At 64.0% G+C, this 12,688-nt stretch carries 13 protein-coding genes; 5 read left to right on the top strand and 8 right to left on the bottom strand.

From position 1 onward, the window contains the following. Positions 1-252: 252 nt before the first annotated feature. The 3 genes from JAB6_RS01970 to JAB6_RS01980 are packed head-to-tail and all read right to left on the bottom strand — an operon-like array spanning position 253 to position 2,933. Positions 253-1,422 (bottom strand): VWA domain-containing protein, encoded by a 1,170-nt coding sequence (locus tag JAB6_RS01970; protein ID WP_070301179.1) that lies wholly within the window; start codon positions 1,420-1,422, stop codon positions 253-255. Next, complete coding sequence (locus JAB6_RS01975; RefSeq protein WP_034746520.1) at positions 1,416-2,054, bottom strand: GNAT family N-acetyltransferase; 639 nt, start codon at positions 2,052-2,054, stop codon at positions 1,416-1,418. Before JAB6_RS01975 ends, JAB6_RS01970 begins: the two co-directional genes overlap by 7 nt. A gap of 9 nt (positions 2,055-2,063) precedes the next feature. Beyond that, complete coding sequence (locus JAB6_RS01980; protein WP_034746522.1) at positions 2,064-2,933, bottom strand: MoxR family ATPase; 870 nt, start codon at positions 2,931-2,933, stop codon at positions 2,064-2,066. Positions 2,934-3,166: 233 nt separating this feature from the next. Here JAB6_RS01980 and JAB6_RS01985 point away from each other — a divergent pair, with 233 nt between their 5' ends. Together JAB6_RS01985 and JAB6_RS01990 are read left to right on the top strand one after the other, a co-directional pair. After that, positions 3,167-3,496: a cytochrome c gene (locus tag JAB6_RS01985; protein ID WP_034746524.1), complete on the top strand. Its 330-nt coding sequence runs from the start codon at positions 3,167-3,169 to the stop codon at positions 3,494-3,496. A gap of 11 nt (positions 3,497-3,507) precedes the next feature. After that, positions 3,508-3,849 carry a cytochrome c gene (locus tag JAB6_RS01990; RefSeq protein WP_034746527.1) on the top strand — a complete coding sequence of 114 codons (342 nt, stop codon included), beginning with the start codon at positions 3,508-3,510 and terminating at the stop codon, positions 3,847-3,849. A gap of 14 nt (positions 3,850-3,863) precedes the next feature. Here JAB6_RS01990 and norR read toward each other — a convergent pair whose 3' ends face one another. Further along, entirely contained in the window at positions 3,864-5,420 is a 1,557-nt protein-coding gene (gene norR / locus JAB6_RS01995) for a nitric oxide reductase transcriptional regulator NorR (RefSeq protein ID WP_070301180.1), read from the bottom strand. 150 nt (positions 5,421-5,570) lie between these two features. Between norR and nirK the strand changes: the two genes are divergently transcribed. The 3 genes from nirK to JAB6_RS02010 are packed head-to-tail and all read left to right on the top strand — an operon-like array spanning position 5,571 to position 10,047. Beyond that, positions 5,571-7,055 carry a copper-containing nitrite reductase gene (gene nirK / locus JAB6_RS02000; RefSeq protein WP_070301181.1) on the top strand — a complete coding sequence of 495 codons (1,485 nt, stop codon included), beginning with the start codon at positions 5,571-5,573 and terminating at the stop codon, positions 7,053-7,055. 26 nt (positions 7,056-7,081) lie between these two features. Continuing rightward, a complete protein-coding gene (gene ytfE / locus JAB6_RS02005; RefSeq protein ID WP_034746535.1) occupies positions 7,082-7,759 on the top strand; it encodes an iron-sulfur cluster repair protein YtfE in 678 nt (225 codons plus the stop codon). A 14-nt stretch (positions 7,760-7,773) separates the two neighbouring features. Further along, positions 7,774-10,047 (top strand): nitric-oxide reductase large subunit, encoded by a 2,274-nt coding sequence (locus JAB6_RS02010; protein WP_034746538.1) that lies wholly within the window; start codon positions 7,774-7,776, stop codon positions 10,045-10,047. Positions 10,048-10,094: 47 nt separating this feature from the next. Here the strand turns inward: JAB6_RS02010 and JAB6_RS02015 are convergent, their stop codons facing one another. Genes JAB6_RS02015 through JAB6_RS02030 form a run of 4 tightly spaced genes read right to left on the bottom strand, consistent with a single transcriptional unit; the run spans position 10,095 to position 12,529 of the window. After that, on the bottom strand, positions 10,095-10,478 hold the full coding sequence (locus tag JAB6_RS02015; RefSeq protein WP_051990782.1) for a DoxX-like family protein: 384 nt from the start codon (positions 10,476-10,478) through the stop codon (positions 10,095-10,097). Beyond that, on the bottom strand, positions 10,475-10,945 hold the full coding sequence (locus JAB6_RS02020; RefSeq protein ID WP_034746541.1) for a DUF2269 domain-containing protein: 471 nt from the start codon (positions 10,943-10,945) through the stop codon (positions 10,475-10,477). Before JAB6_RS02020 ends, JAB6_RS02015 begins: the two co-directional genes overlap by 4 nt. Next, positions 10,942-12,060 carry a saccharopine dehydrogenase family protein gene (locus JAB6_RS02025; protein WP_034746544.1) on the bottom strand — a complete coding sequence of 373 codons (1,119 nt, stop codon included), beginning with the start codon at positions 12,058-12,060 and terminating at the stop codon, positions 10,942-10,944. Before JAB6_RS02025 ends, JAB6_RS02020 begins: the two co-directional genes overlap by 4 nt. 46 nt (positions 12,061-12,106) lie before the next feature. Further along, complete coding sequence (locus JAB6_RS02030; protein ID WP_034746547.1) at positions 12,107-12,529, bottom strand: DUF1841 family protein; 423 nt, start codon at positions 12,527-12,529, stop codon at positions 12,107-12,109. Positions 12,530-12,688: the final 159 nt, after the last annotated feature.

Here is a 12,688-nt window from a genome sequence, read left to right on the forward strand (position 1 = left end):
TCGTGGTGCAGCGATGGTGCATTGTTTGCGCAGAGCGATGCGCCGATTCTACCGGAGCAGAAGGCGCGCACGATGTGCGCAATCGAACAGTGTCGCGGCCATGGCGGCCGCGCACAGGATGCAGCAGGGTAGGGCAGGACTGGTACCAGCGTATGGTACCCGCCCGCGGCGGAGATGCTCCGCACGGTAGTGCCGTGTCGCAGTGTACGGCATGGCGGCCCCCTGCCGCCATGGACTTTTTGTTAGGCGTTTTTATTTACTGAGCAGGCGCATGCCCCGCTCCAGCCCGTCGATCGACAGGGGGAACATGCGGTTGTTCATCAACTGCCGCATCACGCCGATCGACTGGCGGTACTGCCACAAGCCCTCGGACTCTGGATTGAGCCAGATGAATTTCGGGAACGCCTGGGTAAAGCGCGCCAGCCACGTCGACCCCGCTTCCTCGTTGTTGTATTCGACGCTGCCGCCCGGCTGCAGGATTTCATAGGGACTCATGGTGGCGTCGCCGACGAAGATCAGTTTGGTGTCTGGCGGGTATTTGCGCAGCACGTCCCAGGTGGGAAAACGCTCGGCGTTGCGGCGCCGGTTGTTCTTCCACAAATAGTCGTAGACGCAGTTATGGAAGTAAAAGAACTCCATGTTCTTGAATTCCGTCTTCGCCGCCGAGAACAGTTCCTCGGTGCGCTCGATATGGTCGTCCATGCTGCCGCCCACATCCAACAGCATCAGCACCTTGATGCGGTTCTTGCGCTCGGGCCGCATCCTGATGTCGAGGTAGCCCGCGTTGTTCGCCGTGGCGGCAATGGTGGCGTCCAGCGCCAGTTCGTCTTCCGCGCCTTCGCGCGCGAACTTGCGCAGGCGGCGTAGCGCCACCTTGATGTTGCGCGTGCCCAGTTCGCGCTCGCCGTCGTAATCCTTGTAGCTGCGCGCTTCCCACACTTTCACGGCCGTGCGGTTGCCGCCCTTGCCGCCGATACGGATGCCTTCCGGATTCGTGCCGCCATTGCCGAACGGCGACGTGCCACCCGTGCCTATCCACTTGCTGCCGCCTTCGTGGCGCTCCTTCTGCTCCTTCAGCAGTTCGTTGAGGCGGTCCATCAGCTTGTCGTAGCCGAATTTTTCCAGCTGCGCCTTCTGCTCCTCGGACAGCTCGCGCTGCATGCGCTTGAACAGCCAGTCGAGCGGAATCGCCGCGTTCGTGTCGAAGGCCGCGTTGACGCCCTTGAAGTACTGGGCAAATGCGCGGTCGAACTTGTCGAAATGGGCTTCATCCTTGACCAGGGTCAGGCGCGACAGATAGTAAAAATCATCCATCGAAGCGTCGATGACGTTCTTTTGCAGCGCCTCGAGCAAGGTCAAAAATTCCTTGATCGAGACGGGAATCTTCGCATCCTTGAGCGTGAAGAAGAAATCGATCAGCATGGCGACCGCTCTCCCGCGCGCGGCAGTGCGGCGATGGGGCGCTGCGCCAGCTTGTAGCGCAAATGGGCGGCAATTTCCGGCCACTCGCCGCGCGTGATGCTGTACATGACCGTGTCGCGCACGGTGCCGTCGCGGCGCAGCGCATGGTGGCGCAGCACGCCATCCTTTTTCGCGCCCAGGCGTTCGATGGCCGCCTGCGAGGCGTGGTTGAAATTATCGGTGCGCAGGCCCACCAGCGCGCAGCCGAGCGTGTCGAAGGCGTGCGCCAGCAGCAGCAATTTGCAAGTGGTGTTGACGTGGCTGCGCTGGCAGCGCTTCGCATACCAGGTGTAGCCGATTTCCAGGCGCCCGATGGCCGGTACCACGTCGTGGTAGCTGGTGGTGCCCAGCACCTCGCCGCTTGCCGCGTCGACGACGGCAAAGGCGAAGCGCGTGGGGCGCATCTCGATGCCCTTGAAAATGTACTGGTCAACCTGGTCCGGCTCGGGCACGGAGGTGACGCGCAGATTCCACAGTTCGCCATCCATGGCCGCCGCGCGCAGGCCGGCCGCATGGTGCGGCGCCAGCGCTTCGAGACGGATGCCGTGCAGTTCCAGGGGGACGAAGACCTTGTCGGGGCTGATGTCGTTCACCGGCGCTCCTTAGCGGTTGGTGCGCGACATGAACATCAGGCGCTCGAACAGGTGCACGTCTTGCTCGTTTTTCAGCAGCGCCCCGTGCAGCGGCGGCACGACGGCCTTGTTGTCCTTGCTGCGCAAGGCTTCGGCCGGAATGTCCTCGGCCAGCAGGAGTTTCAGCCAGTCGAGGAATTCCGACGTCGACGGTTTTTTCTTCAGGCCCGGCACGTCGCGCACTTCATAGAAGGTTTGCAGCGCCTGCGCCAGCAATTCCTGTTTCAGGTGTGGGTAGTGGACGGCGACGATCTGCTCCATCGTGTCCTTGTCCGGGAATTTGATGTAGTGGAAGAAGCAGCGGCGCAAAAAGGCGTCCGGCAATTCCTTCTCGTTGTTCGAGGTGATGATGACGAGCGGACGGTGGCGCGCCGTGACCATTTCGCGCGTTTCATACACATAGAATTCCATGCGGTCCAGTTCGCGCAGCAGGTCGTTCGGGAATTCGATGTCGGCCTTGTCGATTTCATCGATCAAGAGCACCACCGGTTCGGGCGCCGTGAAGGCCTGCCACAGCACGCCCTTGACGATGTAGTTCTGGATGTCGCGCACGCGCTCGTCGCCGAGCTGCGAATCGCGCAGGCGCGAGACGGCGTCGTATTCGTACAGGCCCTGCTGCGCCTTGGTGGTCGATTTGATATGCCATTGCATCAGCGGCATGTTCAGCGCGGCGGCCACTTCCTCGGCCAGCATGGTCTTGCCCGTGCCCGGTTCGCCCTTGATCAGCAGCGGGCGTTGCAGGGTCAGCGCCGCATTCACGGCCAGTTTCAGGTCGGCGGTGGCGACATAGCTGTCGGAACCTTCGAAGCGTTGGCCTTGCTGGGTGTGCTGTGCTTGCATGAGCGGTCTGCCAAAGTGGGGAAATGGTGAGTATAAACAGAACTGTGGCCCAGCGTCACGCGGACGGCCTGTGCCTGCGTGCCTACAATGCGGGTTTTATAGGTGGACTTGCAAGAATATCTTGGCTAGAATCGGCAAGCAGCAGATTAATTGGCAACCTTAATTGTCAACACATAAAATCAAAAAAAACCAGCTCTGGCGTTTCTCCGATTACCTTTGTTCACATTGCCACTATGAAAAAAATATTTGCACTTCTCGTGCTTGCCGGCATAGCAAATGCCGTCACAGCGGCTGACATTGTAGGAAACGCCAAGGCAGCCCCTGCCAAGGTGGAAATGTGTATCGGCTGCCACGGCATTCCCGGTTACAAGGCAACCTTTCCTGAAGTATTCCAGGTGCCGATGATCGGCGGCCAGCCGGCAAAATATATCGAGAATGCGCTGCAAGCCTACAAGAAGGGCGACCGCAAGCACCCCAGCATGAAGGGCATCGCCAGCAGCCTGTCGGACCAGGATATCGCCGATGTCGCCGCGTATTATGCGCAACAAGCCAAGACGAACTGAGGACCAGCCTGATGAAAAAACTACTCGCCGCCCTCGTTTGCGCCACCGTCTCGTTTTCCGCCAGCGCCGCCGGCAATATCAACACGGGCAAGGCCTTGGCCGAAAAATACAGCTGCGCCACCTGCCACGGCAAGGATTACAGTTCGCCCATCGACCCGTCGTACCCGAAACTGGCGGGCCAGCACAAGGATTACCTGGAACATGCGTTGACCGCGTATAAACGGGGCGACAAGGCCAACGGCCGCAACAACGCCATCATGACGGGCCAGGTAAAACCGCTGAGCAACCAGGACATCAAGGACCTTGCCGCTTACCTGCACAGCTTGCCGAGCAGCCTGGTCACTCATCGCTGAGCGGTAACGCCGGCTCAGGCTTTCAGCCCCACCCGGCGCGCCAGTTTGTGCAAGTTGCTGGCGTCGAGTCCCAGCTGCCGCGCCGCAGCGGCCCAGTTATCCTGATGCAGGACCAGCGCTTGCCGGATGGCCTGGCGCTGGCTCGCTTCCACGATCTGATGCATCGATAGCAGCGGCGCCGCCGGCGTGCCGCACGCGGCTGGCGCCAGCGGCAGCGCGTCCGTGCCGGCCGGCGCTTCCAGCGCATCGAGGTCGAGCATATCCGTTTCCAGGGTCACGATGTCCTTGCGGTCAGCGCCGCGTATCACGGCTTTCAGCGCGGCCCGGCTGATCACATGTTCCAGTTCGCGCACATTGCCCGGCCAGCGGTAGTGGCACAAGGCGTTTTCCGCCGCGGCGGACAGGCGCAGGCTGCGCAAGCCCAGGCGCGCGCGGTTCAGTTCCAGGAAACCCCCGGCCAGCAGCAGCACGTCATTGCCCCGCTCGCGCAGCGGCGGAATCGGCACGGGATACACGGATAAACGGTGGTACAGGTCGGCGCGGAACGAGCCGTCGCGCACGTGTTCGCGCAGGCTGCGGTTGGTGGCGGCGATCACGCGCACGTTGACCCGGCGCGGCCGGTCCGCGCCCAGGCGCTGGATTTCGCCATTTTGCAAGGTGCGCAGCAGCTTGGCCTGTATCGACAATGGCAATTCCCCCACTTCATCGAGAAACAGGGTGCCCCCTTCGGCCGCCTCGAAGCGCCCGGGCCGGTCGCTGACGGCGCCGGAAAACGCACCGCGCACATGGCCGAACAATTCGCTTTCGGCCAGTGACTCGGGCAAGGCCGCGCAATTGACGTGGATCAAAGGCTTGCCCGCGCGGCGCGACAGCCGGTGCAGGCGGTGCGCGCACAATTCCTTGCCCACGCCCGTCTCTCCCAGCAGCAGCACGGGCAGTTCGGAATCGGCGACCACCTGCAATTCGTGCAGCAAGTGCGTGATGGCGTTGCTCTGGCCCACGAAATCGTGTTCCTCGCGCGGCGCTTGGGCATCGGCCAGCATGGCGCCGCCCGACAGGCGCAGGGCGCGGATTTCCGTCTCCAGGCGCGTGACGCGCACGGCCGCCTCGATGGCGCAGGCCAGTTCGCCCAGGTCGCGCTGTGCCTGCGTATCGAAGGTGCCCACCTGCAGCGCGTCGAGCGTGATCACGCCCCAGCGTTCGCCTTCCAGGTCCAGCGCCATGCCCATGCAGTCGTGCACGGGCAGCGGCTCGCCGGCCCGCTCGGCGATCAGGCCATCGTAGGGATCGGGCAGCGAGCTGTCGTGATGGAAGCACAGCACGCCGCGCCGCTGCAGGATGGCGGCCAGGCGCGGATGGTCGGCGACGGCGAAGCGGCGTCCCAGCGCGTCGTTGGCCAGGCCGGCCATCGCCACGGGGCGCAAATGCTCACCATCGAGCTTGAGCAAGGCCACAGCCTCGCAGCCGAAGTGGGCGCGCAGGCTGCCGACGAGGCGCTGCAGGCGCACGGCCACGGGCAGGTCGGCGACCAGGTCGGTGAGTAACAGCAGGTGGATGGCGGTGGTGGTCATAAGTACCATGCAGGGTACAACGGACCATGCTTGAACAGGGTCATATCGACCCTGCATTTTTCAAATCGTTGATTTAAAACAAGTTTTTCCTGGCACACGGATTGCCTAGGTAAGGGTGCCGAACCGGCATACAAGACCAAGGAAAGCTTGATGAAAACGACTCCCTCCCTCCGCGCCATTGCCGCCGCCGTCTGCGTACTGGCCATGCCCCTGTCCGTGCAAGCTCAGGCCAGCCTGCCGGCCAGTGCCGCCGCCACCGCCGCCAAACCCGCTACCGCCGCAGTCAAGCGCTATGAACTGCAAACCAATATCGTCGACGGCAAGATGGTGTTCATCGACGCCAAGGGCCAGGTCAACCCCGTGCTGGCGGCCAAGGTGGGCGACACGGTGGAACTCGTGCTGAAAAGCGGCGAAGGCGCCGAGCACGATCTGCTGATCCCGGAACTGAATGTGGCCTCGGCCAAGTTCAGCGCCAACAGCGGCAGCACCACCGTGCGCTTCAAGGTCACGCGCGCCGGCACGTTCACCTATTACTGCTCGATCCCCGGCCACCGCCAGATCGGCATGGAAGGCAAGCTGGAAGTGAGCGGCACGTCGCTGGCCGAAGCCGGAGCACCGAAGGCCGCTGGCGCCGGCAGCGCTGCCAGCGAATCGAGCCAGGCCGCCGCGCTGGCCCTGTACACGCCCGCGCCGTCGCCGATGCGCGGCCCCGATCCCTCGGCCGTCAATGTGGCGGCCAATCCCGCCTCCGTGCCGAACGCCATCGGCGCGCGCGCGCCGCAAACCCTGAAATACCGGATGGAGACGGTGGAACTGCCGGGCAAGCTCGATGACGGCACCAGTTTTACCTACTGGACCTTCAACCGGCAAGTGCCCGGCCCGATGCTGCGCGCGAAGGTGGGCGACACGGTGGAGCTGACCCTGTTCAACGCCAAGGACAGCAAGATGATCCACTCGATCGACCTGCACGCCGTGACGGGCGGCCATGGCGGCGGACAGCACACGCAGGTGGCGCCGGGGCAGGAAAAAACCGTCACGTTCAAGGCGCTCAATCCGGGCCTGTATGTGTACCACTGCGCCACGCCGCTGGTGCCGCAGCATATCGCGGCCGGCATGTACGGCATGATCCTGGTCGAACCGGAAGGCGGCCTGTCAAAAGTCGACCGCGAGTACTACGTGATGCAGGGCGAGATGTACACGGGCCGTCCGCACGGCGCCCCCGTGCACCAGGAACCGAACCTGGAAAAAATGGCCAATGAGCTGCCCGACTACTACGTCTTCAACGGCGAAGTGGGCGCCCTGAGCAAGACGCACAAACTGCAGGCAAAAGTCGGCGAAACGGTGCGCATCTATTTCGGCGTCGGCGGCCCGAACAAGATTTCATCGTTCCACATCATCGGCGAGATCTTCGACAAGGTGTACAGCGAAGGCTCGATCAGCAGCCCGAAACACGACGTGCAAACCACCCTGGTGGCACCGGGCGGCGCGACCATCGTCGAACTCAAGGTACAGCATCCTGGCAGCTATCTGCTGGTCGACCATGCGCTGTCGCGCGCTGGCAAGGGCGCCGTGGGCGTGCTGGAAGTGACTGGCGAACCCGTGCCCGGCGTCTACCACGCCGGTGCCCGTCAATAAACCCCATTCATCATCAAGGAACCATTATGGAAATGATCGACCAATCCCTGGGCCAGCTGGCCCGCCGCATCCCTGGCGCCACGCGGCTGTTTGATGCGCACCGCCTGGATTTCTGCTGCGGCGGCAACAAGACCCTGCGCGCGGCGGCCGAGGCGGCCGGCGTGGACACGGCGCCCATCGTCAAGGAACTGCAAGTGCTGGCCGGACGGACTGACGCCAGCGGCGAGCGTGACTGGCAGGAAGCTTCGGCCACCGAGCTGGTGGAACACATCCTGTCGCGCTACCACGCCGTGCACCGCGAGCAGCTGCCCGAGCTGATACGGCTGGCGCGCAAGGTCGAGCAGGTGCATGGCGACCGCGCCGACTGTCCGCACGGGCTGGCGGAACACCTGTCGGCCATGGCGCAGGAACTGGAAAGCCATATGCGCAAGGAAGAAGACGTGCTGTTCCCCATGATCGTGCGCGGCCAGGGCCCCCGCGCCGGCGCGCCCATCAACGTGATGCGCATGGAGCACGACGACCATGGCGTGGCGTTGCGCGCGATGGAGGAAATGACGAACGACATCACCGCGCCGGCCGGCGCCTGCACCACCTGGCGCGCGCTGTACACGGGCTTGCGCACCTTCCGCGAAGACCTGATGGCGCACATCCATACTGAAAACAATATCCTGTTCGAGCGCTTTGCGCCGGCCGTGGTGCACTGACAAAGGAAAGACCCATGGGTCCCTACAAAAAACTCTGGTTCACCCTGATCGGTGTACTGATCGTGACGTTTTCGCTGCTCGGCTACTACGGCGCCGAAGTGTACCGGCAGGCGCCGCCCATCCCCTCGCAAGTGCTTGCACAGGATGGCCGGCAACTGTTCGACCGCGAGGGCATCCTCGATGGCCAGACGGCCTGGCAATCGGTCGGCGGCATGCAGCTGGGCTCCATCTGGGGCCACGGCGCCTACCAGGCGCCCGACTGGACGGCCGACTGGCTGCACCGCGAACTGACGGCCTGGCTGGAACTGGCCGCGCAAGAGCAGCATGGCAAGGCGTACGCGGAGCTCGACGGCCCCGCGCAGGCGGCGCTGCGCGAAGCGCTCAGGCTCGAATACCGCGGTAACCGCACCGATGATGCGCAAGTGCTGCGCCTGTCGCCGCGCCGCGTGCAAGCGATCGCCAACACGGCGCACTATTACGACCAGCTGTTCTCCGACGCGCCGGCGCTGCAAAAAAGCCGCGAACACTTCGCCATGAAGGAAAACACCCTGCCCAGCGCCGAGCGGCGCGCGCAGATGACGCAATTCTTCTTCTGGACGGCATGGGCCGCCGCGACCGAACGTCCTGGCCAGAAAGTGACCTATACGAACAACTGGCCGCACGAACCGCTGATCGGCAACCAGCCCAGCGGCGAAAACCTCGTCTGGTCGGTTGCCAGCGTGGTGGTGCTGCTGGCCGGCGTGGGCTTCCTCGTCTGGGGCTGGGCCTTCTTGCGCGACCATGACGAAGCGCTGCCGGCGGCCGGTCCGCGCGACCCGCTCACCACGTTCGCGTTGACGCCTTCGCAGCGGGGACTGGGAAAATATCTGTTCCTGGTCGTGGCGCTGTTCATCTTCCAGGTCTTCATCGGCGGCTTCACGGCGCACTACACGGTGGAAGGGCAGCAGTTCTACGGCATCGACGTGTCGCGCTGGTTCCCGTATGCACTCACGCGCACCTGGCATATCCAGGCCGCGCTGTTCTGGATCGCCACGGGCTTCCTGGCGGCCGGCCTGTTCCTCGCGCCCCTGATCAATGGCGGCAAGGATCCCAAGTGGCAGCGCCTCGGTGTCGACGTGCTGTTCTGGGCCCTCGTCGCCGTGGTGGTCGGCTCCTTCATCGGCAACTACCTGGCCATTGCGCAAGTGATGCCGCCCGAGTGGAATTTCTGGCTCGGTCACCAGGGTTATGAATATGTGGACCTGGGACGCTTGTGGCAGATCGGTAAATACATCGGCATCCTGCTGTGGCTCGTGCTGATGCTGCGCGGTGTCGTGCCGGCCCTGCGCAAGCCGGGCGGCGACAAGAACCTGCTGGCGCTGTTGACCGCATCCGTGGGCGCCATCGGCCTGTTCTACGGCGCCGGCCTGTTCTACGGCGAGCGCACGCACCTGTCCGTGATGGAGTACTGGCGCTGGTGGGTGGTGCATCTGTGGGTGGAAGGCTTCTTTGAAGTCTTCGCCACGACGGCGCTGGCCTTCATCTTCTCGACCCTGGGCCTGGTGTCGGTGCGCATGGCCACGGCGGCCAGCCTGGCCTCTGCCTCGCTGTTCATGCTGGGCGGGATACCCGGCACCTTCCACCACCTGTACTTCGCCGGCACCACCACGCCCGTGATGGCCATCGGCGCGAGCTTCAGCGCGCTGGAAGTGGTGCCGCTGATCGTGCTGGGACACGAAGCGTGGGAAAACTGGCGCCTGAAGGAACGCGCGCCATGGATGGAAAACCTGCGCTGGCCGCTGATGTGCTTTGTCGCCGTCGCCTTCTGGAACATGCTGGGCGCTGGCGTGCTGGGCTTCATGATCAATCCGCCCGTCGCCCTGTACTACATCCAGGGCCTGAACACGACCCCCGTGCATGCGCATGCTGCGCTGTTCGGCGTGTACGGTTTCCTGGCGCTGGGCTTTACCTTGCTGGTGCTGCGCTATCTGCGTCCCGACTACCGCTTCAGCCCTGCCTTGATGAAGACGGCGTTCTGGGGCTTGAATGTGGGCCTGGTGCTGATGATCTTTACCAGCTTGCTGCCGATAGGCATCATCCAGTTCCACGCCAGCGTGACGGAAGGCCTGTGGTATGCGCGCAGCGAAGCGTTCATGCAGCAGCCGCTGCTGCAGAACCTGCGCTGGATACGCACCTTCGGCGACGTGGTCTTCATCGGCGGCGCCATCGCCATGGCGCTGCAGGTGGTGCTGGGATTGATGGGCAAGGCGAAGGCACCCGCGCTGCCACAGGCGGTACGGCCAGCCTGATCGGTTGCTGCGCCGCCGAGTGTTGTGATTGCTCTCCCGAAGCCGTGCTAGCCACGGCTTTTTTCATACAGGGCCAGGAAGACGAGGCCGGCGGCCAGCGGGATATTTTTCGTCAGCGGCCCGAAAGGGTGTATCAGGAATTCCGGCAGGAAGACGGCGATCACCAGTGTATAGCCGGCCACCAGCGCGCACTGCGTCCACCATAGCAACGGCCTGGCATGGAACAGCGAGGCGATGCCCATCGCCAGGTCGGCCAGGCAGGAGGCGGCAAACACGTGTTCCGTATGCAGCGTGATGCCGCTGCGGCGCAGCCATGCGAGCGATTCGGCATGCGGATACAGATACCAGGACACAAACGCCGTCCATAGCCAGATAAAGGCCATGCCGAGGCGCATGGCCCAGTACAGCCCTTGCAGCTTGGCTGGCGTCATGGCGCGGGCTTGGCAACCATCAGCCAGTAGACCAGCATGAGCGCGGCAAATGCGGGCACGCCGAGCCAGAACCAGCAGCGCGCATAGACCCAGTACAGGCGCGGCAGCGGTGTGCCCGTGTCGTCAGCCAGGCGGGCCAGGCTGCGCATGCGGATCTGCAGCCATACCACGGGTAGCCAGCAGGCGCCGGCCACCGCATACAGCAGCATCGAGGCGAGGACCCAGCCGGACAGGATCGGATAGCCGGCCAGGTGCGCCAGGGCCAGTCCAGACAGCGGCTGGACAATGACGGCCGGCGTGGTGAACAGCCAATCGGCCAGCACGGTCTTTTCGGCCGACAGGCGGATCGCACGCACCTCGCCACTCCGGTCGTTGATCCACTTGAAGAAAGCGATGCCGATGCCCGTGCCAAACAGGATGGTGGCGCTGAGGATGTGCAGCCATTTGACGAACAGGTACCAGCTCATGCCGGTACCTCGGTCACGTCATGGCCTTGCAGCGCGGCCAGGTAATTTTCCACCGTGAGCAGGCCGACGCAGGGCATCGCGCCGCGCGGTAGCGGCGCACCACCGCTGCTGGCGCTGGCCAACCGGTTCGCCAGCGCGATCGACGCGCCGCACGGGATATGCGGGCCGTGGTTTTGCGCCGCCAGCAATTGCCAGCTCAGCGTCAGCGGCAGGCCATCGAGTCCCGTGCCTTGCAGCGTCACGAACATCGCGCCTTTGTCGCTGACCAGCGGTTCCACCCATTGGCTGATGGCGTGCAATGGCCTGACCAGCGGCAGCAGGCTGCGCAACAGGCCCAGGCGCACCAGTTGCGCGGCGGCCCAGACGAACAGATGGCCGGGCGCACCGGCAAAACCGGCGTGAAAAGTGACGGTGTCGAGGCCGGGATAGCGTTGCGGGAACAGGGCCAGGTCGGGAACGTCGCAGCTGCCCAGCAAGCGCGGTCCCACGGGCGCGGCAAAGCGGTGGCGCTTCAGGTCGAGCCAGCCGTGCGTGGTCTGCTGGCTGCCGGCAACCAGGCGCTGGAACGGTTTGCCACAGTACGAGAAGATGCCGGCCATGGTGGCGATGCCCGGCGCGCGGGCGCCGGAGGCGATGCCGTGGCGGATCGATGTGAGCTGGCGAAAGCGCGGCAGGTAGCGGTCCACCACGGCCGAGGACAGCGCTGGCAGCGAGCTGGCGCCGCTGGTGATGAACACGCCGCGCTGGCGCGCCAGGTCGTCGAGGCTGACGATGCCGGCGACAAAATCGCGGCCGTCGGCCAGGTCGATATAGTTGGCGCCGGCCTCGATCGCCGCACGGGCGACGCGGTAATCCTGGCCCTGGAACGGGCCTGCGGTATGGATCAGCGTATCGACGCCCAGTTCGGCCAGGCGCCGCGCCAGATCAGGTGCATCGGCATCGAGCGCCAGTGCTTGCCGCGGTGGCAAGCCCAATTGCGCCGCCAGTGCCTTGGCCCTGGCGGCGTCGCGCCCGGCCACCAGTAGATGGATATTCTGATTGCCGGCTAGCGCCTGGCAAATGCGCGTGCCGAAAAAACCGTAACCGCCGAGTACGAGAATGGTGTGATGGGCCAAGATATCCTTCAGTGGCTGAGTTTCTTGGCAACATGATACTACCTGATCAGCGGCGCCGCACGCAGTCGATATACGCCTCTGTATCCGGCGGCAAGCCCGAGCGCTGCGAAGCCCAGATCATCTGGCCCAGGCATTCCATCACTTCGTGCTGGGCGGCATGGGCCGAATCGAGGCGCTGGGTCAGCTGCTGGACGGCCGGGCGGATGCCGCGCGGCTGGTCCACCTGCACCTGCTCCGTGATCGACAGATGCATGGACAGGTGCAGGAAGGGGTTGGCCTGGCCCCCTTCGACGGAATAGTCGCGCGCCAGCGCCGCTTCGACGTCGGAGAGCTCGTTTTCATACTCGGGGTGTTCGAGTATCCAGTCGAGCGCGATGGCTTCCATCGGCGTGAGGATTTCATGGGCGCGGTGCTTGCGCAAGGTGTCGCAAAAGAAGCGGCGCACGTCGTCGGAAGAGGGGTTGAACATGGCTGAATGGCTATGGCTAAAGGGCAGCCGGCATTGTACCGCGTACGTCAACGAAGGGCATCGAGGATGCTCTTTTTGCCGTCTGGCGCCCGCTTTCATGACCTGATAGTCACCGCAATTTAATACCCTGCAGTAAGTATTATCCACTACCGCCACGGC

The sequence above is a fragment of the Janthinobacterium sp. HH104 genome (genome assembly GCF_001758715.1).
Classification (GTDB): Bacteria; Pseudomonadota; Gammaproteobacteria; order Burkholderiales; family Burkholderiaceae_D; genus Janthinobacterium; species Janthinobacterium aestuarii.

Coding starts and splice junctions, on each gene's coding strand:
- JAB6_RS01980 (WP_034746522.1), bottom strand. CDS start 2,933: ATGCAAGCACAGCACACCCAGCAAGGCCAACGCTTCGAAGGTTCCGAC.
- nirK (WP_070301181.1), top strand. CDS start 5,571: ATGAAAACGACTCCCTCCCTCCGCGCCATTGCCGCCGCCGTCTGCGTA.
- JAB6_RS02010 (WP_034746538.1), top strand. CDS start 7,774: ATGGGTCCCTACAAAAAACTCTGGTTCACCCTGATCGGTGTACTGATC.
- JAB6_RS02020 (WP_034746541.1), bottom strand. CDS start 10,945: ATGAGCTGGTACCTGTTCGTCAAATGGCTGCACATCCTCAGCGCCACC.
- JAB6_RS01985 (WP_034746524.1), top strand. CDS start 3,167: ATGAAAAAAATATTTGCACTTCTCGTGCTTGCCGGCATAGCAAATGCC.
- ytfE (WP_034746535.1), top strand. CDS start 7,082: ATGGAAATGATCGACCAATCCCTGGGCCAGCTGGCCCGCCGCATCCCT.
- JAB6_RS02015 (WP_051990782.1), bottom strand. CDS start 10,478: ATGACGCCAGCCAAGCTGCAAGGGCTGTACTGGGCCATGCGCCTCGGC.
- JAB6_RS01990 (WP_034746527.1), top strand. CDS start 3,508: ATGAAAAAACTACTCGCCGCCCTCGTTTGCGCCACCGTCTCGTTTTCC.
- JAB6_RS02030 (WP_034746547.1), bottom strand. CDS start 12,529: ATGTTCAACCCCTCTTCCGACGACGTGCGCCGCTTCTTTTGCGACACC.
- JAB6_RS01970 (WP_070301179.1), bottom strand. CDS start 1,422: ATGCTGATCGATTTCTTCTTCACGCTCAAGGATGCGAAGATTCCCGTC.
- norR (WP_070301180.1), bottom strand. CDS start 5,420: ATGACCACCACCGCCATCCACCTGCTGTTACTCACCGACCTGGTCGCC.